The sequence below is a fragment of the Rhizobium croatiense genome, assembly GCF_019793465.1.
Taxonomy (GTDB): domain Bacteria; phylum Pseudomonadota; class Alphaproteobacteria; order Rhizobiales; family Rhizobiaceae; genus Rhizobium; species Rhizobium croatiense.
In genome coordinates this window covers 22,408-41,954 of sequence record NZ_JAILYJ010000018.1, presented here as the reverse complement: position 1 = coordinate 41,954, position 19,547 = coordinate 22,408, and the positions used below count along the sequence as shown (strand labels likewise).

Genomic DNA, 19,547 nt, shown 5'->3' with positions numbered 1-19,547 from the left:
CCGTCGCGCGCTTACGCATTGGCCGCTGCACTGGCGGCAGCTGTCTTGTTGCGCTTCTCGAGCACCGCTTCGGTGATCGAGTTCGGTATGCGGCGCGGCGTCTCGACGAGGCCGAGCACCGGCATGGCAACCAGGAAGAAGGCGAAGTAGAGGAGCGTGCAGATCTGCGAAACGATCACGAAGCTGCCTTCCGCCGGCTGTGAGCCGAGCCAGCCGAGGATGATCGCGTTGATCACGAACAGCCAGAAGAACAGCTTGTACCAGGGACGGTAGACCGCCGAGCGAACCTTCGACGTATCGAGCCAGGGCAGGAAGAACAGCACGATGATCGCGCCGAACATCACCAGCACGCCGCCGAGCTTGGAGTCGATCGGGCCGATGTTGAAGGTGATCGAACGCAGCATCGCGTAGAACGGCAGGAAGTACCATTCCGGAACGATGTGAGCCGGCGTCTTCAGCGGGTCGGCCGGGATGTAGTTGTCGGCGTGGCCGAGGAAGTTCGGCATGTAGAAGACGAAATAGGCATAGACCAGCAGGAAGACCGAAACGCCGAGCGCATCCTTCATCGTCGCATAGGGCGTGAACCGCACGGTATCGGTCTTGGTTTTGACCTCGACACCCGTCGGGTTCGTCTGGCCGGTGACGTGCAGCGCCCAGATGTGCAGGACGACGACGCCGGCGATCATGAAGGGCAGCAGGTAGTGCAGCGAGAAGAAGCGGTTCAGCGTCGGCTGTTCAACGGCAAAGCCGCCGAGCAGGAACTGCTGGAGCGATTCACCGATCATCGGGAAGGCCGAGAAGAAGCCGGTGATGACGGTCGCGCCCCAGAAGGACATCTGGCCCCAGGGCAGGACGTAGCCCATGAAGCCGGTCGCCATCATCAGCAGGTAGATGACCACGCCGAGGATCCAGAGAATTTCGCGCGGCGCCTTGTAGGAACCGTAATAGAGGCCGCGGGCGATATGCAGGTAGACGGCGACGAAGAAGAAGGATGCGCCGTTGGCATGCAGGTAGCGCAGCAGCCAGCCGTGGTTGACGTCGCGCATGATCTTTTCAACGGAATTGAAGGCGATCGCGGTGTCGGCGGTGTAATGCATGGCGAGCACGATGCCCGTCAGGATCTGCACGACCAGCATGACGGAGAGCATGGCGCCGAACGTGTAGGCATAGTTCAGGTTTCTCGGAACCGGATATGCCACGAAGCTGTCATAGACCATGCGCGGCAGCGGCAGGCGCGCATCGACCCATTTCTCGAAGCCGGTTGATGGTTCGTAGCTGGAATGGCCACTCATGAATCAGTCTCCCCTCAACCGATCTTGATTTTGGTATCGGACACAAATGAAAAGGTCGGAATCGCCAGGTTCTCGGGCGCGGGACCCTTCCGGATGCGGCCGGCCGTATCGTAGACCGAGCCATGGCAGGGACAGAACCAACCATTGTATTCGCCGGCCTGGCCGAGCGGAACGCAACCGAGATGGGTGCAGGTACCGATCATGACGATCCAGTTTTCCTTGCCTTCACCGCCAGAGCGGTCGACGCCTGTTGCCTGAGCGTCGGCAGGAAGGTTTGCGTTGCGGGCCACCGGATCCTTGAGATCCCCGAGCGGAACATCGGCTGCGGCTTTCACCTCTTCCGGCGTGCGGTTGCGGATGAAGATCGGCTTGCCGCGCCATTTCACCGTCAAAGACATGCCGGGCTCGAGGCTTGCGACATCGACTTCGATGGAAGCCAGCGCCAGCGTCGAGGCGTCCGGGCGCATCTGATCGATGAACGGCCACGCAACCGCAGCGGCGCCGACAGCGCCAGCCATACCGGTGGTGAGATAAAGGAAATCACGGCGAGTGGGCTCTGTCGAAGCCCCGCTTGTCGTTTCGTGTTCGCTCACGGCTTAACCATCCTCTGCGCAATTATCGCGGAATTCCGCCCTGCCCCTCTACCAACGAATCCCTCTGGACACAATTCGGCCATAGATTCCCCGGCAATCCGGCGCGTTCTAAGCTTGATCGCAAATTATGTCCAGCCTTGACAAGGGGATGAGGGCACAATGTCGCGGGAAATTTCGGATGAATTTTTTAAGGCAAATACGAGCTTGCCGGCATGCTGCATTGCAACAAAAAAGCCGCCGTGATAGGCGCAGTCGCAATCACGCCAGCGAGCCGGACCGAAGCGGATGAGAGACACGATTTTTTGCGTATTCAGCGTCCTCACGACCCTGGTCCTCGCCATCGTCTCGTTGCGGTATGTCACCGATTTTTATCTGCTTTCCTTCTTTTTCAGCTTCCAGCTCCATCTGGCGGCGGCCGCGGCGCTCGCCTCCCTCGCGGCCTTGCTTGTCAAGCGCCATTGGTACGGCCTGCTGACGCTCGGCATATCACTGGCTCTTGCCGTCCATGGCATCGTGATGACCCGTGAATTTGCCCAGCCCGCCGTCGATGATAACCGCCCGGTTCTTTTCCGGCTGATGGCCTTCAATATCGAAAACGATAATTTCGCAAACGGTGCCGCGATCGCCGACATGGCGATTGCCTCAGGCGCCGACGTCGTCAACATGCTCGAGGCCGAGCCGGTTCTGTCGGAACTGCCGCGGCTTCTGAAAACCTATCCCTATTATGTCGGCTGCGGCACCGGCATGCAGGAATGCGATACGCTGGTCCTGTCGAAGCGCCCGCTCATCGAGCCGCGCATCCGCAATCTCGGCCTGCTGTGGCGTAACCGGCTGACGATCTCGACGGTCGATTTCGACGGACGCAGAGTCAATTTCCTGACCGCGCATCTGACCAAACCCTATTACGACGAGTTCTACGGTCTGGAGCTCGAGGACCTCGCCGCGATCGCCCCCACCCTGCCGGGACCGCTGGTGCTGGCCGGCGATTTCAACTCGTCTATCCTGACGCCGGGCGTACAGGACCTTTTGCGTAAACAAGACTTCGCCACCGTATCGCTGGAACCCGCAACCTGGCCGATCGCCGCCGGCGCCTTCGGCATTCCGATCGACCACGTCTTTGCGAGGGCGCCCCTGCGGCTGAAATCGGTTCGCCGCATCGCCGACAGCTACGGATCAAATCATTTTGGCCTCATGGCGGAATTCGCCATCGATCCCTGAGCCGAGATCCTCGTCCGCCGCGAGGAAGCCGCCGGACTGGCGCGCCCAGAGTTCGGCATAGAGCCCGCCTTGGCGAAGCAGGTCATCGTGGCTGCCCTCCTCGATGATCCGGCCGAGATCGACGACGATCAGCCGGTCGAGCGCAGCAATCGTCGACAGCCGGTGGGCGATCGCAAGCACAGTCTTGCCCTCCATGATCCGATGCAGATTGGACTGGATCGCTTCCTCCACTTCCGAATCGAGCGCCGACGTCGCTTCGTCGAGAACCAGGATCGGAGCGTCCTTCAGCATCACCCGGGCAATGGCAATGCGCTGCCGCTGGCCGCCCGACAATTTGACGCCGCGCTCGCCGACATGCGCGTCGAAGCCTCTGCGGCCCTGCTGATCCTGCAGGCGGGCGATGAAGTCGATGGCTTCGGCGCGCCGGGCCGCCTCGACCAGCCGCTCCTCGCCCGCATCCGGTCGGCCGAACAGGATATTGTCGCGCACCGAACGATGCAGCAGCGAAGTATCCTGGCTGACGACGCCGATCTGCATCCGGAGCGATTCCTGCGTCACGGCCGATATATCCTGGCCGTCGATGAGGATGCGACCCTCCTGGAGGTCGTAGAGGCGCAGCAGCAGGTTCATCAGCGTCGATTTTCCAGCGCCCGAACGGCCGACAATCCCGACCTTCTCGCCGGGGTGGATGGTCAGGGAGAAATTGTCGACGACCGGCTCCTGCCCCTTGCCGTAGCGGAAGCAAACATTGTCGAAACGAATGCCGGGCCGGCGGATCACCAGGCTCTGCGCATCTGGGCGATCGACAAGCCCGAGCGGCTGCGAGATCAGCTCGGCGGCATTCTGGATGGTGCCGAGATTGCGCATGATGCCGTTGAATTGCGTCATCAGCCGCCCGAGCAGGAAATTCAGCCGAAGCACCAGTGCCAGCGAGAATGCCACCGCGCCGGCGCTGACCAGGCCGCGCAGCCAGAGATCGACGCTCAAGCCCGCCATCGTCACGATCATCAGGCCGGAAAGCAACGCCATCGAGGCCCTGACGCCGGTGATGAATCGCGTGAAGCGCAGCACCGTATCCTGATAGATATCGAAGCCCTGGCGCATGTAGCGGTCGCTCTCTTCGTCGCGGGCGAACAGCTTCAGCGTCTGCATATTGCTATAGGAGTCGACCATCCGCCCGTTCACCATCGATCCGGCTTCCGCCGTCTCGCGGGAATGATGGCGGATCCGCGGGACGAAATGCCGGGCAAGCAGGCTGAAGGCGCCGAGCCAGAACAGCACGACGGCGGCGAGCGAAAAATCCAGCCGGGCGACGAGCACAAGTGTCGTCACGGCATAAATTCCGACGAACCAGACGCTTTCCATCAGCGAGGTCACGAGATCGCCGGTTGCCTGGCCGGCTGACCAGACCTTCGTGACGATGCGCCCGGAGAAATCGCTTTGAAAGAAGGACAATGATTGTCTTGAGACGTGGAGATAAGATTGCCAACGTGCTAGATTGTAGAAGCCCGGCGTGATCACCTGCTGATCGACGAGGGCAATCAGAAAGGCGACGACGAAGCGCACGAGCCCGATGAGAGCGAGCATGCCGAACAGCTCACCGCCGTGGGCCGCAAGAAGACCGCTCCAGCCGGCGCCGGGCGTAATGCTGGCGAGAATATCGACGACGCGTCCGACGAACCAGAAAAGTGCGGCTTCGATTGCCGCCGATGCGCCGCCGAGTATGAGCATGGCGATGAACGGCGTCCTCGTCTGGCCGATATAGAACCAGATGAAGCCGAGCGTTGTCTGCGGCGGCTGAAGATTGGCGCGCGGGCGGAACGGATCGATCCAGGTCTCGAACAGGCGGAAGATGGGTCGCAAGAACATGGAAGCGATATAGGCGGATTGTGGGAAGCGGCAAAGGGAATGAAAAGCGGACGCAATCTTATATTTTTGTAATGATCGGTAACATCGGCGGCATCGCCATTGATTGCCCGCCGACCCGTCACAATCTGACGATAGGATCGCGTTTCAACGGAGGGAAGGCCATGGAAACGAAAATGCTCGATGCGCATATTCCGCTTCCGCTCGCAGCAAGGTTGGATGCCCTGGCCGCCGACCTGGCGCTGCCGCGCGACGTGATCGTCGCCGAGGCCATCACCACATGGCTCGACAGCGAGGAACGCCGCCGCATCGCCACGCTGCGCACGCTCGCGGCCGCCAACACCATCGTCGTCGTCGAACACGACCGGGTGATCGACTGGGCCGACAGCCTTTGAACAGGGGAAACGGCGCCCTGTTCCCTATTGGCAACTAGAAATCAGTTTAACAATTCAAAAGGCCCTCCCTGCTCTCCCAGGGAGGGCCTTTTGATCATTCCGCCGCCTCTTCCGCATCCTCGGTGTGATCGGAGAGGAAGCCGCCGGACTGGCGGTTCCAGAGGTCGGCGTAGACGCCGCCGCTCTCGATCAGTTCGCCGTGCGAGCCGGCCTCGATGATCCGGCCCTTGTCGAGCACGATCAGCCGGTCCATCTCCGTCAGCGTCGACAGCCGGTGAGCGATCGCGATCACCGTCTTGCCCTCCATCAGAGCGAAGAGGTTTTCCTGGATCGCCGCCTCGACTTCCGAATCGAGCGCCGAAGTCGCCTCGTCGAGCACCAGGATCGGCGCGTCCTTCAGGAAGACGCGGGCGATCGCGACGCGCTGCCGCTGGCCGCCGGAGAGCTTGACGCCGCGTTCGCCGACCTGCGCGTCGAGACCCTGGCGCCCCTGCATGTCGACGAGCCCTTCGATGAACTCCCAGGCATTGGCGCGTCTGGCAGCCTCGATCACCTCGGCATCGCTCGCCTCCGGCCGGCCATAAGCGATGTTGTCGCGGATCGAGCGATGCAGCAGCGAGGTATCCTGCGTCACCACCCCGATCAGCGAACGCAGGCTTTCCTGCGAGACGCCTGATATATCCTGGCCGTCGATGGTGATGCGGCCGCCCTCCAGATCGTAGAAGCGCAGCAGCAGGTTCATCAGGGTCGTCTTGCCGGCGCCGGAGCGCCCGACCAGACCGACCTTCTCGCCCGCCTTGATATCGAGCGACAGGTTGTCGATGACGCCCTTGCTCTTGCCGTAGTGGAAGCGGATGCGCTCGTAGTGGATCGCACCCTTCTTCGCCGTCATCGAAGGCGCGCCCGGCTTGTCGACGATGTCGTGCTGTTTGCTCATCATCTCCATGCCGTCATAGACCGTGCCGATATTCTCGAACAGCGCCGAGACTTCCCACATGATCCATTGCGACATGCCGTTGACACGCATGGCAAGACCGATGGCGATGGCGATCGCGCCGACCGAGATCGCCCCGTTCAGCCAGAACCAGATCGACAGGCTGGAGACGACGAAGAGCGCGACGCAGTTGTTCAGGTAGACGCTGATGTGGAACAGCGTCACCTTGCGCATCTGCCTGTGCACGGTCTGCAGGAACTCGTCCATGCCCTCCTTGGCATAGACCTCCTCGCGGCCGGCATGCGAAAACAGCTTGACGGTGGCGATGTTCGTGTAGCTGTCGACCACGCGCCCGGTCATCATCGAGCGTGCATCCGCCTGCTGCGCCGCGATCTTGCGAAGCTGCGGCACGAAATAAGAGACGATGCTGACATAGACGGCGAGCCAGACGAGGATCGGGATCATCAGCCGCCAGTCGGCCGCCGCAATCACGATTATCATCGTCAGGAAATAGCTGACGACGTAGACGAAGACGTCGAGAATCTTCATCACCGTCTCGCGCACGGCAAGCGAGGTCTGCATCACCTTTGTCGCGACGCGCCCGGCAAACTCGTTGGCGAAGAACGTCATGCTGTGGCGCAGCAGGAAGCGGTGCATCTGCCAGCGGGCGCTCATCGGATAGTTGCCGAGCAGCATCTGGTGCATGATGAGGGAATCGAGGCCGGCCGCCAGCGGCAGGCCGACCAGCACCAGCACCGCCATCCAGAACAGCTTGTGGCCCTCCGTCTGCAGGAAGGTGGCGCGGTCGGCACTGGTCAGCCAGTCGACGATGTCGCCGAGAAACTGGAAGAGCGCCACTTCGCCGACGGCGATCGACGCCGTCAGCAACGCCATCAGGCCGAGCCAGGGTGCTGCCGGCTTGCTGTAGTGCCAGCAAAAGGCAAAAAGACCTTTGGGCGGAGCGACAGGCTCCTCGCTCGGAAAGGGATTGAGTCGCTGTTCGAACCAGCCAAACATGAAATTGCTCCGAAACATCAGCGTCTCGGCTCCCGGCTTCGCGCCACCTGAGCGCACTGCAAGCACATATGGGAACCGAACGTTCAAGGGGCGAGGCTGAAACAGCCGCACAATGGATCAAAAGGGGATTTCAGGAAGGAATGCGCGCTAGCGGCGCCATGTCGCCTTGATCGGCATCACGGCGGGAAAGCGCATAATGAGCAAAATATTCATGTCGGCCCTCCCTGCTGGCGATTGAAGATCGTGCATGGATAACGCGAAAATCGCGAAATTTCCAGCCCCATAATGGCGTAAATTGAACGCTTCCGGGCCAAAATGCGCCCCTGTTGCGGCAAAATGCCGGTTGCTTTAGGTATCCCGCATCCCGACGAAACAAACGGCACATGATGACCGACCTCAGACTGGCGCTCTACCAGCCGGATATAGCAGGCAATACCGGCACGATCCTGCGTCTTGCCGCCTGCCTCGGCTTCGCTGTCGATCTGATAGAGCCCGCCGGCTTCGACGTTTCCGATCGCAACCTGAAAAGATCGGGAATGGATTATATCGCCGCCGCCGCGCTGACCCGCCATGTCAGTTGGGATCGCTTCGAAGCGTGGCGCGCCACGACCACCCGCCGCCTGATCCTCGCTTCAACCAAGGCGGCGGATCGCTACACCGATTTCACCTTCCGTTCAGACGATATTCTGCTTCTCGGCCGGGAAAGTGCCGGCGTCCCGGACCATGTGCATGAAAGGGCCGATGCCCGTATCCTGATCCCGATGGTCGAAGGCCAGCGCTCGATCAACGTCGCCGTCTCGGCCGCGATGATCATCGGCGAAGCGATGCGCCAGACCGTCTGGGCTTGAGCGGCAGCGGCCTTCGCGGAATGGCCGAAGCCCCGGAATGTGTCGGAAATTGACATTGCCAATCCGCCAGATTGGCCTATATTTATTAGCCGGGCAATCAAAAATATCGCATGACGGCTGCGATTTCAATAGCTTGGTGAGGCATCACTCGGGCCTGGGTCTCGCCAACAGATGAAGGAAGAATAAAAACAAGAAAATGGATTCCACGGTCATCATGATCAACCTGTTCGGCGCCGTCGCATTGCTGCTGTTCGGCCTCGCGCAGGTCAAGGACGGCGTATCCAGGGCCTTCGGCGCCCGGCTCAGAACAGGACTTGCGACCGGCACGCGCGGCGCCTTTCGGTCCTTTGTATCAGGCCTGGTCGCAACCGTCGCTCTGCAGAGCTCCACGGCAACGGCGTTGATGACCGCCTCCTTCGTCGAGCGTGATCTGATCAGGCCGCGCATGGCGCAGATCGTCCTGCTCGGCGCCAATGTCGGCACCGCCATCACTGCCTGGATCGTCGCCACGGGGATTGAATGGCTCTCCCCGCTTCTAATCCTGACCGGCATTGCGCTCTACCGCGGCCGCTCCAGCGCCCGTCAGGGCGGTGGCGCAGCGCTGATTGGCATTGGGCTGATGCTGCTGTCCCTGCATCTCCTCGGCCTTGCAACGGAACCGATGCGGACCTCACCCGCCCTTGCCGCATTCATCGGCCTGTTGAACGGCGCCCTGCCCGTAGCGCTGCTGTTTTCGGCGGCCCTTGCCTTCCTTTCCTCGTCAAGCCTGGCCGTCGTGGTACTCATCCTGTCGCTCGCCTCGGCCGGGCTTATCTCTGCCGAACTCGTCATCGTGCTGGTGCTCGGCGCCAATCTCGGCGGCGCAATCCCGCCTGTCGTAGCGACATTGGGCGGCCCGGCTTCAGCGCGGCGTGTGACACTTGGCAATCTGACCGTCCGCACGCTCGGCTGCCTCATCGCCTTGCCACTGGCGGGCTATGGCGCCGACCTCATCCAGATGTTGCCCTTCGGACCGGCCAAGCTGCCGGTCGACGCACATCTGGCCTTCAATCTTCTGCTGGCCGCGCTGGCCTGGCCTTTCTCCCGGCCGCTCGCCACCCTGATGGCCCGGCTGGTGCCGGATCAGCCGGAACCCGATGGCGCCCCGAAATATCTGGACGCGCAGGAACTTTCCACGCCCATCATCGCCCTTGCCAGCGCCACCCGTGAGGTACTGGGGATCGGCGACCTGATCGAGCGCATGCTCATCCGGGTTTCGGAAGCCCTGGAGCACAGCGATGCCTCAAAGCTCGCCGAAATCGCCGCCCTCGAGGAGCGCGTCGACCGGCTTCAGCAGGCGGTGAAGGTTTATCTCTCCAAGCTCGGCCGCGAAGGCCTCAGCGACGAAAATGCCCGGCGCTCGATCGTCGTCATCGATTATGCGATCAATCTCGAACATATGGGCGACATCATCGAGAAGGGCCTGACGGAACAGGTGGCGAAGAAGATTTCGCTCGGCCTGAAATTTTCCGAGGACGGCCATCAGGAATTGAGGAAGCTGTTCGACCTGACGATCGACAATCTGCGTGTCGCCCAGACCATCTTCGTCACCCGCGACTTCAATCTCGCGCGTCGGATGATGGAGACGAAGGTCGAGGTGCGCCGGATGGAAAAGCAGTCGGCCGAACATCATCTCGAACGCCTGCGCGACGGTCGCGCCGACAGCCTGCAGACGAGCTCGCTGCATCTCGACATGCTGCGCGACTTGAAGCGGATCAATGCCCATATCGTCTCGGTAGCGCATCCGATCATGGATGAAAGCGGATTGCTGATCGAAAGCCGTGTGCGGCCGGCGGCGGAGTGAGGGTCAGTCGGCCGAAGGCAGGCGGCGCATGGTGAATTCGATCCGGTCGCCATCCAGTTGGCGCCAGCTCTCCACCTCGGTCCAATAGGCCGCTTTCGGATATTCGTCGAACCATTCGCGCGCCTTGGCGCGTGCGTCGATCAAGCCGAGGCAATATGTCTGACGCACGAAATGGTCTCTCTTGGCGGTCGGATTTTCCGCCCGGTGTTTCGCCATTCTGCGCTTCAGCCCGTCGAAGGACGGAGGTCCTGGAATTTTTGCCATCAAACCTACCTCTTCGGAAAAAGGTAGTATCGAAATACTTGATTTGCGAGTCGAATCTTCGCTGTCCATGTCCGCGCCGGCCGGCTTGGCGAGATGCGGCGCCACCTGCTAAACCGAGGTGCAATCAAGAATGAGCGAGTCGTTTCCCTAGCGGAGGCCGACCGCTGGAGGCGCAAATGGAAAGACCGGAACTGCCGATCGGCTTGCCTGACGATATCGAGGAAAAGAAGGAGGCCGCCCGCAAGTGGTTCGAAGGGCTGCGCGATACCATCTGCGCCTCCTTCGAGGCGCTTGAAGACGCGTTGGAAGGCCCGCTCTCCGATCAGGAGCCCGGCCGCTTCGTCGCCAAGGATTGGTCGCGCGAAAACGGCGCCGGCGGCGGTGGCCGGATGTCGATGATGGAAGGCCGCGTCTTCGAGAAGGTCGGCGTGCATACCTCCACGGTCTACGGCGAATTCTCCCCGGAATTCCGGGCACAGATACCCGGCGCCAAGGATGATCCGCGCTTCTGGGCCTCCGGCATCTCGCTGATCGCCCATCCCGTCAACCCCAACGTCCCGGCTGTGCATATGAACACCCGCATGGTGGTCACCACCAGCCGCTGGTTCGGCGGCGGTGCCGACCTGACGCCGGTGCTGTCGCGCCGCCGCACCCAGGAGGACGAGGACAGCCAGCTGTTCCACAAGGCCATGGAAATCGCCTGCCGCAATCATGCTGTTGCCGACTACGATGCCTACAAGGCCTGGTGCGACGACTATTTCTTTCTGAAGCATCGCAACGAGCCGCGCGGCATCGGCGGCATCTTCTACGACTGGCTGCATTCGAGCGAGGAATCCGGCGGTTGGGACGCCGATTTCGCCTTCACCCGCGATGTCGGCCGGGCCTTCGCCATGGTCTATCCGAAGATCGTTCGTTCCAACTTCAACAAGCTGTGGACGGAAGCAGATCGTGACGAACAATTGATCCGCCGCGGCCGATACGTCGAATTCAATCTGCTGTATGATCGCGGCACGATCTTCGGCCTGAAAACCGGCGGCAACGTCGAATCCATTCTCTCCTCGCTGCCGCCCGTCGTACGCTGGCCGTGAGACTGTGAGATCTCATCGATAAATTCGAGCCGAGGGTCCTTCATAAAAATGCAGTGAGTCCTAACTTTATATTACGTGCGTAACAATCGGAGGAGGATTGTCATGACGACACAAAGCGGCTCGCCTGCGTCCACGGATGTCCAGGAAACATTCCGTGCAGTCGACACGCCCGAGTTCCTGATACGCATCGCCGAGAAACTGCGGGCCAAGAGCGGCTCGGATCTGCCGCTGTCCTGCTTCATCGAGCAGGTCAAGCTACAGCTGGCCGGCGGAAAGTCGCCGGAAGAGCTGCAGAACGACGCCGCCAACTGCAACACGCCCAGCCATCTCTCGGATACCTACAAAGCCTGGGCGATGCCCGACTGAAAGACCTTCTCCGGTCGTCACCCGATGCCGGCCGGAACCTTCCCTTGCTCCGCACATTTCATCAATCGCGTGCAAACGCGATGGCCGTTGTGTTTCAGACAGAGGAGAAGACCATGCGACTTTTCGAATGCGGCACGCTTGTCCCCGGCTGCGCCTGGCACACCCGGGCAGATAATGACGCGGAAGTGGTCCGTCGCGCCGTCGAGCATCTGAAGACCGCTCACGGCGAAACCACCATACGCGAAAACATGGTTGATAACATCAAGGCCCGCATCCGCGACGAGGCGACCGCCGCCTGACGGCCGGTGGCCAAGTCCTGGTATCAACGACGATAGCTGCGCCGCGTCCACCGGACGCGACGCGGTATACCTATTGCGCAAGTTGCTGCAGCCGGGCGAGCAACGCTGCTCTGTCGGAAGCGAAGTTCTCCTCCACCCACTGGTTTTCCAGCACCGCAAGCAGTTCGCCGACGCGCGGGCCGGATGGGATGTCGGCTGCGATCACGTCTGCGCCATTCACGGGAAACTGCGGCTTCTTCCACGTCATGGCCTGATCCAGGAGCTTGCCGAGCCGTGCCGAGCGCGCCATTTCGTCGAGATCGCTCTCGGCCTTCCCTCGTGCAACGCCGAGCGCCAGCTTCAGGCGCGTCGTGATGCCGTCCGCACCGTTGCGGTAAAGCAGCCTTTCGAACGCGGCTGACGTCATTTCGTCGTTGACCGGTGCTGTTATCGCCCAGGCCTTAAGAGTGGCAGCTTCCGAATTCGAGAGCTTCAGCCGAGCAGAAAGCGCTTCCAGCCGCGCCGCATCGGGCGGCACGATCGCCGCAAGCCGCAGCAGTGGGTCGGGCGCCCAGCCGAGCGCCTTTTCGGTGGCGACCAGCGAAGGGATCGCATCGATCCCCCATCGTTCCGACTCCGGCAGGATCTCCGTCAGCACCGCCACCTGGCGCATCCAGAGCAGCGCCCGGCCGGGATCGTCGGCGCCAAGCAGTTTTCTGAGCTCCGACCAGACGCGTTCGGCCGACAGCGCCTTCAGCTTCGAACGCGCCGCCGCACAGGCCTTCAGCCCTTCGGCATCCGGGCGCCCCGAACCGTAATAGGCAAAGAAACGGAAGAAACGCAGGATCCGCAGATGGTCCTCAGCAATACGCCTTGCCGCGTCGCCGATGAAGCGGATGTTGCGCGTCTCGATGTCTGCAAGTCCGCCGACGAGGTCGACCACCTCGCCCTCCGCATCCGCGTAGAGCGCATTGATCGTCAGGTCCCGCCGCTCGGCATCTGCCTTCCAGTCGGTGCTGAAGGCGACCTTGGCGTGGCGCCCATCGGTCTCGACGTCGGTGCGCAGCGTCGTCACCTCGAATGGCTTGCCGTCGATGACGAGCGTCACCGTGCCATGCTGCAGGCCCGTCGGCACCGCCTTGACGCCGGCCGCCGCCGCCCGCTCCATCACCGCCTCCGGTCTCAGCGTCGTGGCAATGTCGATATCGCTGACCGGCAGGCCCATCAGGCTGTTGCGCACAGCGCCGCCGACCACCCGCGCTTCCCCGCCCTCGACCCCACCCCCATGATCGGCGTTCAGAAGTGCGAGGATCCGGCCGAGCGCCGGGTCGCGGAACCATGCTTGGTCGGCAATGCCGGTCATGCATAAAGCCTTTCGTAAAGCGTGCGGACGATACCCGCGGTAATGCCCCAGATCATCCTGGTTTCATAGGGCATGCGGTAGAAATGCCGGTCGATGCCGTCGATGACCCGCTTGTCGCGGCTGTGATTGGCCGGGTTCATCAGGAAGGAAAGCGGCACTTCGAACACATCGTCTACCTCGGCCGGGTTCAGCGTCAGATCGAAGCCCGGCGTCACGACGCCGAGCACCGGCGTGATGCGGAAGCCCGTCGAGGCGAGATAGTTCGGCAGCCGCCCGACGGTCTCGACGAAGGAGCCGGCAAGGCCGATCTCCTCCTCCGTCTCACGCACCGCCGCCATTTCGGGCGAGATATCGGCGGGATCGATCGAGCCACCGGGAAAGGCGATCTGTCCGGAATGTTTGCGCAGCGTCGCCGTGCGCTTGGTGAAGATCACCTGTGCCTCCTCGCCGCCGTCGACGACGGGCACAAGCACGGCGGCATCGCGCAGCTTGAAGGTCTCAACCTCAGCGACGATATCGGGGTTGAGGACATGGTCGCCGTGATCGCGCCAGGCATGGTCGACCGGACCGCCATTCTGATTGAGCGCACGGCGGCGGAATTCAGCTGCGGAAAACAGCGGATAACGTTGGGTGATCGCATCATTCATAGGAAAGCGCATCCAGTTCGTCGGCCGGCATGACGGGGAAGACCTCGCCGGCGGAGCGGATCGCAAACATCGCCCGCCCCTCCACGTCGAGGATCTCGCCGAGTGCGACCAGTTCATACATCACCGCACGCGACACCAGCGCCTCCAGCCGCCCGCGCACATGCAGATAGGGTTTCAGTTCGGCATTGCCGCCCGCAATGGCAAAGCGCAGCCGATGCTCTCCTCCCGCCTCCACGACATCGCCGACATTGGTGCGAAATGTCAGCACCTGTTGACCTTGGCCCCCCGTCACGCTCACCTCCACGGCGATGAACGGAGCGTCGGCGACCCTGATCCCGACCTTTTCCACAGGAGTTACGAGATAGGTCTTCTCATCCTCATCCTTGCGCAAAACCGTTGAAAACAGCCGCACCAGAGCCGGCCGGCCGATCGGCGTGCCCATGTAGAACCAGGTGCCGTCGGCCCTGATCTCCATGTCGATATCGCCGCAGAAAGGCGGATTCCACCGCTCGACCGGCGGAAGTCCACGTTTTTTACCGCTGCTTTCCTCGGACGCGCGCGAAATCAGCGCGGCAAGTCCCGCCGCATCCGCCTGTCCGCTGATTTCCTCGGTTGCCATTCTTCCGTCCCGGTTTGTCCTTAACAAAGTGAAGTCACGAGATAGTCATTCGCAACGAACTTGTCAGCCCGTCGCATCTCCATAACTCTATCGAGTATGAGGCAGATGTATAAGTCCGCCGATTCGCTGCCGAATGATTTCAGCCGTTGGAGATGCCCATGGGTATGATGAAGACCGAAGCCAGCCTCGATGAAAAGGCGATCGTCGCCGCCGCCGAGAAGGCGCTCTCCGATATCGCCGCCATCCGCACAGAAGTCTCGAAGGTGATCTTCGGTCAGGAAAGCGTCGTCGAGAACACCATTCTCGCCGTGCTCTCCGGCGGTCATGCCCTGCTCGTCGGCGTTCCCGGCCTTGCCAAGACCAGGCTGGTGACGACGCTCGGCGAAGTGCTCGGCCTTGCCGCCAACCGCATCCAGTTCACCCCCGACCTGATGCCTTCCGATATTCTCGGCTCCGAAGTCATGGACCAGGACGATAGCGGCCGCCGCTCGTTCCGTTTCGTCAAGGGCCCGGTCTTCGCCCAGCTCTTAATGGCCGACGAGATCAACCGCGCCTCGCCGCGTACCCAGTCGGCGCTCCTGCAAGCGATGCAGGAATATCATATCACGATTGCCGGCCAGCGCTATGACCTGCCGGCGCCCTTCCATGTGCTGGCCACCCAAAACCCGCTGGAGCAGGAAGGAACCTATCCCCTGCCCGAAGCCCAGCTCGACCGTTTCCTGCTGCAGGTCGACGTCAACTATCCCGAACTCGCCGCCGAGCGCCAGATCCTGCTCGAGACGACGGGCCTCGGCGAAACCCGGCCGGAGGCGATCATCGATTCGCAGCGGCTGATCGAAATCCAGATCCTGGTGCGCCAGATGCCGGTGAGCGAGACGGTCGTCGACGCCATCCTTGCGCTGGTACGCTCCGCCCGCCCCGGACAGGGCAATGCTTCGACCGACAAGAACGTCGCCTGGGGCCCAGGCCCTCGCGCCGGGCAGGCGATGATGCTCTGCGCGCGCGCCCGCGCGCTCTACCAAGGCCGTCTCGCCCCGTCTCTCGACGATGTCTTCGCGCTTGCCGAACCCATTCTCCAGCACCGCATGGCGCTGACTTTCGCCGCCCGCGCCGAAGGCATGTCCGTGCGCGACGTCATCGCTGGACTGGTGAAGCAGGCAAAGGGATAAGGAAGCCGGACGCGTGGCATCTATCGGACAGATCGTCAACCCGACGTCAGGCAGCGATGCCCTTTCCCGCGCCAGGCAGCGGGCCGCCCTGATGCCGGACTGCCTGGTGGAAGCCAAGCGCATCGCCAACACTGTCATCGCCGGCTGGCATGGCCGCCGCAAGCGTGGCATCGGCGAGAATTTCTGGCAGTTCCGTCCCTATTCCGAGAGTGAGAGCCTGTCGCGCATCGACTGGCGCCGTTCCGCGCGCGACGACCATACCTATGTGCGCGAGCGCGAATGGGAGGCAGCGCATACGATCTGGCTTTGGTGCGACATGTCGCCTTCGATGATGTACAAGTCGAGCTATGGCAGCGCCTCCAAGGAAAGCCGGGCGTTGGTCGTCATGCTGGCGCTGGCCGAGATCCTTTCTCGCTCCGGCGAACGCATCGGCTGCCCCGGCATCATGGAACCCGCCTCCACCCGCACTGCCGCAGAACGCCTCGCCTCCGCGCTCATGCACGCGCCGCTGAGCGGCGGCCTGCCGGAAACGGGGATGATCCGCGGCTGGAGCGACCTCGTCCTCATCGGCGATTTCCTCGACGACGCGCCGGCGATCATGGAGCGGCTCGGCCCGCTTGCCCGCCGCGGCCTGCGCGGCCACGTGGTCGAGATATCAGACCCCGCCGAGGAAATCTTCCCCTATAGCGGCCGCACCGAATTCACCGATCCTGAGACCGGCGCCAAGCTGATCTCCGGTCGCGCCGAACATATCCGCGAGGTCTATCGCAACGCCTACCTCGCCCGCAGGGAGAGCCTCGGCCAGTCGCTGCGCCATCTCGGCTGGACCTTCACGACCCACCGCACCGATCATCTCGCCTCCGAAGCGCTGGTCGCGGTGCACATGTATCTGTCCGGCATGCCGGCCAAGGCAACGCATGGAGGGCAGCTGTGAACGCCCTTCCCTTCGCTTTCGCCTATCCCGCCATTCTCGGCGCCCTCATCGCCCTGCCGGTGATCTGGTGGCTGCTGCGACTGATGCCGCCAAGTCCGAAGAGCGAGATCTTTCCGCCGCTGAAGATCCTCGCATCGGTGCTGAAACGTGAAGAGACGCCAGCCCAGAGCCCCTGGTGGCTGACGCTGCTGCGCATGCTGCTCGCCGCCACCATCATCTTCGCGATCGCCGATCCGGTCTTCAATCCGCGTACCAGCTCGCTCGCATCGGGCGGCCCGCTCGTCCTCTTCGTCGACAACAGCTGGGCCGCCGCACCCGACTGGGAGCGCCGCATCCAGACCGCTGACGCGCTGATAGACGATGCCGAATCCGCCGGGATGCCCGTGTCGATCGCCTTCACCGCCGAGCCGACCAACGACGCCGTGCCCGGCACCGCCGCGGCCGCCCGCGACAAGCTGCGCGCCGTCGAACCGCGGCCGCTGGTGCCGGACCGCGAGCGCGCCTTCCAGGCGCTGCACTCCGCTCTGAACGACATCAAGCCCGGCACCCTCGCCTTTCTGACCGACGGCGCCGCCGCCAGGGCCGACGATGCCACGGTACGTCGGCTGGCCGAACTCCAGCCCACCGATCTGCGCCTGATCGAGGGTGACGCCGCGCGGACGATCGCGATCACCGCGGCCAACAACGCGGCTGATGCCATGACCGTCAAGGTCACGCGCCTCAACGCTTCGCATGCCGCATCCGTGGCGCTGAACGCCGTCGACAGCCAGGGCCGCTCGATCGCCAACGGCAGGGCGGACTTCCGCCCCGGCCAAAGCGTCGCGACCAGTTCGATCACCGCTCCTTTCGAGATGCGCAACGATTTCGCCCGCATCAGCGTCGACAACGGCGCGACCTCTGGCGCGGTCCATCTTCTCGACGACGCGTTCAAACGCCGTCGCGTCGTCTTGCTGTCGGGTGCCGGCGGGGATGAGTTCCAGCCGCTGCTGTCGCCGCTCTATTATATCCAGCGGGCGCTGCAGCCCTATGCGGATCTGATCCAGCCCGGCGATTCCGATCTTTCGGTCGCCATACCGAAACTTCTCGCCAGCAATCCCTCCATCATCATCATGGCCGATATCGGCCGGCTGCCGGAGGACACTTACGAACCTCTGACGCGCTGGATATCGAATGGCGGCATGCTCTTGCGCTTCGCCGGCCCGCGCATGGCCGCAGCGCCGGCAGACGACCCTCTCATCCCCGTCATCCTGCGTCAGGGAGAACGGGCGCTGGGCGGCACATTGTCCTGGAGCGAACCGCAGTCACTGGCCGAATTTCCGAACTTCGGGCCTTTCTCGGGCATAGCACGTCCTGCCGACGTCGTCGTCAAGCGGCAGGTGCTTGCCGAACCCACCCCCGATCTTGCCGAACGCACCTGGGCGAGCCTCGCCGACGGCACGCCGCTCGTGACGATGAAGCCGCTCTCATCCGGCCAGATCGTGCTGTTCCACGTCACCGCCGAAGCGACATGGTCGGATCTGCCGATTTCGGGCACCTTTGTCGACATGCTGCGCCATCTCCTCCAGATATCGCGCTCGGGCGGCGTGACGTCGGAGGTTCGCGGCAATACGCGTGTGGCCGAGACCCTGCCGCCATTCCGCATGCTGACGACCAAGGGCACGCTTGTCTCCGAGACCGGTTCGGCGCGGCCTCTCACTTCAAAGGCCGGAACCGAACCGACGGCGAATTTCGACAATCCGCCCGGGCTTTATGGTTCAGAAGATGGTTTCACCGCTTTGAACGTGCTGCCGGAAGACGCCGAACTGAAGCCGCTCGACACGGCAGGGACGACAGCTGCGCGCGAAGGCTTGATCGGCGGCGAAAGCTGGTCGGCGAAACCGGCGCTCTTTCTCGCCGCCTTTCTGCTGCTATTGGCCGACAGCTTGGTCGTCCTCTTCATGAACGGCGCCTTCTCGCGCTTGCGCCCGGCTGTCCGCACCATGAGCGTGATCGCGATAACGCTCGGCGCCGGCTTCCTGCTGCAGCCCGGAATGCTGCACGCCAACGACTCTCAGCCCGGCGACGACCTCATCTTGCAGAGGCTCGACAACACCCACCTCGCCTATGTCGTCACCGGCGAACAGGAGGTAGACAACATATCCGAGCGCGGCCTCGAGGGCCTCACCCAGTTCCTGACCTTCCGCACGACGCTGGAGCCGGCGCCGCCCGTCGGACTAGACCTCACCAAGGACGAACTCTCCTTCTATCCGATCATCTACTGGCCGGTTTCGGCAACGGCGCCGATGCCGTCGACGGCGGCGATCAGCCGCATCGACGCCTATATGCGCAACGGTGGCACCGTGCTTTTCGATACGCGCGACCAGATCAGCGCTTTGGACAATGGCGGCAATGTCAGCGCCAACGGCCAGAGGCTGCAGGCGATTCTCGCCAATCTCGACATTCCGCCGCTCGAGCCGGTGCCATCAGATCACGTGCTGACGAAATCCTTCTACCTTCTGTCGAGCTTTCCCGGCCGTTATGCCGGCAGCCCTCTCTGGATCGAGGCCCGGCAGGGCGGCGGCCGTGAAACGACGGAAAAATCGGCGGCGACGGCCGACGGCGTTTCGCCGATCCTGATCACCGGCAATGATTTCGCCGGCGCCTGGGCGGTCGACGACAACGGCGTCCCGATTCTGCCGACCGTGCCCTCCGACGAAGGTCAGCGCGAATATGCCTATCGTTCCGGCGTCAACATCATGATGTATATGCTGACCGGCAACTACAAGACCGACCAGGTTCATGTTCCCGACCTCCTTGAACGGTTAGGACAATGA

18 protein-coding genes are annotated in these 19,547 nt (G+C 62.6%); 10 read left to right on the top strand and 8 right to left on the bottom strand.

Going from position 1 to position 19,547, the window contains the following annotated elements; all coding sequences use genetic code 11:
- Nucleotides 1-11: 11 nt before the first annotated feature.
- Entirely contained in the window at nt 12-1,292 is a 1,281-nt protein-coding gene (locus tag K6M89_RS25055; protein WP_097578575.1) for a cytochrome b, read from the bottom strand.
- A 14-nt stretch (nt 1,293-1,306) separates the two neighbouring features.
- Nucleotides 1,307-1,885, bottom strand: a complete 579-nt coding sequence (gene petA / locus K6M89_RS25050) for a ubiquinol-cytochrome c reductase iron-sulfur subunit (protein ID WP_097578574.1) — start codon at nt 1,883-1,885, stop codon at nt 1,307-1,309.
- Between the two features lie 285 nt (nt 1,886-2,170).
- Here petA and K6M89_RS25045 point away from each other — a divergent pair, with 285 nt between their 5' ends.
- The gene (locus tag K6M89_RS25045; RefSeq protein WP_222141374.1) at nt 2,171-3,103 is read left to right on the top strand and encodes an endonuclease/exonuclease/phosphatase family protein; all 933 of its coding nucleotides are present in this window, start codon (nt 2,171-2,173) and stop codon (nt 3,101-3,103) included.
- Here K6M89_RS25045 and K6M89_RS25040 read toward each other — a convergent pair.
- On the bottom strand, nt 3,059-4,972 hold the full coding sequence (locus K6M89_RS25040) for an ABC transporter ATP-binding protein (RefSeq protein ID WP_222141373.1): 1,914 nt from the start codon (nt 4,970-4,972) through the stop codon (nt 3,059-3,061). The two genes, K6M89_RS25045 and K6M89_RS25040, sit on opposite strands and share 45 nt — an antisense overlap.
- A gap of 161 nt (nt 4,973-5,133) precedes the next feature.
- Between K6M89_RS25040 and K6M89_RS25035 the strand changes: the two genes are divergently transcribed.
- Nucleotides 5,134-5,364: a CopG family transcriptional regulator gene (locus K6M89_RS25035; RefSeq protein WP_097578977.1), complete on the top strand. Its 231-nt coding sequence runs from the start codon at nt 5,134-5,136 to the stop codon at nt 5,362-5,364.
- Between the two features lie 94 nt (nt 5,365-5,458).
- Here the strand turns inward: K6M89_RS25035 and K6M89_RS25030 are convergent, their stop codons facing one another.
- On the bottom strand, nt 5,459-7,315 hold the full coding sequence (locus K6M89_RS25030; protein ID WP_222141372.1) for an ABC transporter ATP-binding protein: 1,857 nt from the start codon (nt 7,313-7,315) through the stop codon (nt 5,459-5,461).
- 386 nt (nt 7,316-7,701) lie between these two features.
- On the opposite strand from K6M89_RS25030, the gene K6M89_RS25025 reads away from it, so the two are divergent.
- Both K6M89_RS25025 and K6M89_RS25020 read left to right on the top strand, forming a co-directional pair.
- Nucleotides 7,702-8,163 (top strand): tRNA (cytidine(34)-2'-O)-methyltransferase, encoded by a 462-nt coding sequence (locus tag K6M89_RS25025; RefSeq protein ID WP_222141431.1) that lies wholly within the window; start codon nt 7,702-7,704, stop codon nt 8,161-8,163.
- 196 nt (nt 8,164-8,359) lie between these two features.
- Complete coding sequence (locus K6M89_RS25020) at nt 8,360-10,006, top strand: Na/Pi cotransporter family protein (protein ID WP_222141371.1); 1,647 nt, start codon at nt 8,360-8,362, stop codon at nt 10,004-10,006.
- A 3-nt stretch (nt 10,007-10,009) separates the two neighbouring features.
- Here K6M89_RS25020 and K6M89_RS25015 read toward each other — a convergent pair whose 3' ends face one another.
- The gene (locus K6M89_RS25015) at nt 10,010-10,270 is read right to left on the bottom strand and encodes a hypothetical protein (protein ID WP_010029910.1); all 261 of its coding nucleotides are present in this window, start codon (nt 10,268-10,270) and stop codon (nt 10,010-10,012) included.
- A gap of 176 nt (nt 10,271-10,446) precedes the next feature.
- Between K6M89_RS25015 and hemF the strand changes: the two genes are divergently transcribed.
- The 3 genes from hemF (at nt 10,447) to K6M89_RS25000 (ending at nt 12,023) form a co-directional block, all read left to right on the top strand.
- Nucleotides 10,447-11,358 carry an oxygen-dependent coproporphyrinogen oxidase gene (gene hemF, locus K6M89_RS25010; RefSeq protein ID WP_097604566.1) on the top strand — a complete coding sequence of 304 codons (912 nt, stop codon included), beginning with the start codon at nt 10,447-10,449 and terminating at the stop codon, nt 11,356-11,358.
- Between the two features lie 102 nt (nt 11,359-11,460).
- Nucleotides 11,461-11,724: a hypothetical protein gene (locus K6M89_RS25005; protein ID WP_064684361.1), complete on the top strand. Its 264-nt coding sequence runs from the start codon at nt 11,461-11,463 to the stop codon at nt 11,722-11,724.
- Between the two features lie 113 nt (nt 11,725-11,837).
- Nucleotides 11,838-12,023, top strand: coding sequence for a DUF1059 domain-containing protein (locus K6M89_RS25000; RefSeq protein ID WP_010029983.1), 186 nt, complete (start codon nt 11,838-11,840; stop codon nt 12,021-12,023).
- Nucleotides 12,024-12,093: 70 nt separating this feature from the next.
- On the opposite strand, the gene K6M89_RS24995 is transcribed toward K6M89_RS25000, so the two are convergent.
- From K6M89_RS24995 to K6M89_RS24985, 3 genes are read right to left on the bottom strand one after another with little or no spacing between them, the layout of a single operon-like run.
- Nucleotides 12,094-13,365, bottom strand: a complete 1,272-nt coding sequence (locus tag K6M89_RS24995; protein WP_222141370.1) for a CCA tRNA nucleotidyltransferase — start codon at nt 13,363-13,365, stop codon at nt 12,094-12,096.
- A complete protein-coding gene (locus K6M89_RS24990; protein WP_097578565.1) occupies nt 13,362-14,012 on the bottom strand; it encodes a CoA pyrophosphatase in 651 nt (216 codons plus the stop codon). The genes K6M89_RS24995 and K6M89_RS24990 overlap by 4 nt, the downstream gene beginning before the upstream one ends.
- On the bottom strand, nt 14,005-14,631 hold the full coding sequence (locus K6M89_RS24985; protein WP_222141369.1) for a DUF1285 domain-containing protein: 627 nt from the start codon (nt 14,629-14,631) through the stop codon (nt 14,005-14,007). Before K6M89_RS24985 ends, K6M89_RS24990 begins: the two co-directional genes overlap by 8 nt.
- A gap of 158 nt (nt 14,632-14,789) precedes the next feature.
- Between K6M89_RS24985 and K6M89_RS24980 the strand changes: the two genes are divergently transcribed.
- From K6M89_RS24980 to K6M89_RS24970, 3 genes are read left to right on the top strand one after another with little or no spacing between them, the layout of a single operon-like run.
- On the top strand, nt 14,790-15,800 hold the full coding sequence (locus tag K6M89_RS24980) for an AAA family ATPase (protein WP_222141368.1): 1,011 nt from the start codon (nt 14,790-14,792) through the stop codon (nt 15,798-15,800).
- Between the two features lie 13 nt (nt 15,801-15,813).
- Entirely contained in the window at nt 15,814-16,734 is a 921-nt protein-coding gene (locus K6M89_RS24975) for a DUF58 domain-containing protein (protein ID WP_222141367.1), read from the top strand.
- Entirely contained in the window at nt 16,731-19,547 is a 2,817-nt protein-coding gene (locus tag K6M89_RS24970; protein ID WP_222141366.1) for a DUF4159 domain-containing protein, read from the top strand. Before K6M89_RS24975 ends, K6M89_RS24970 begins: the two co-directional genes overlap by 4 nt.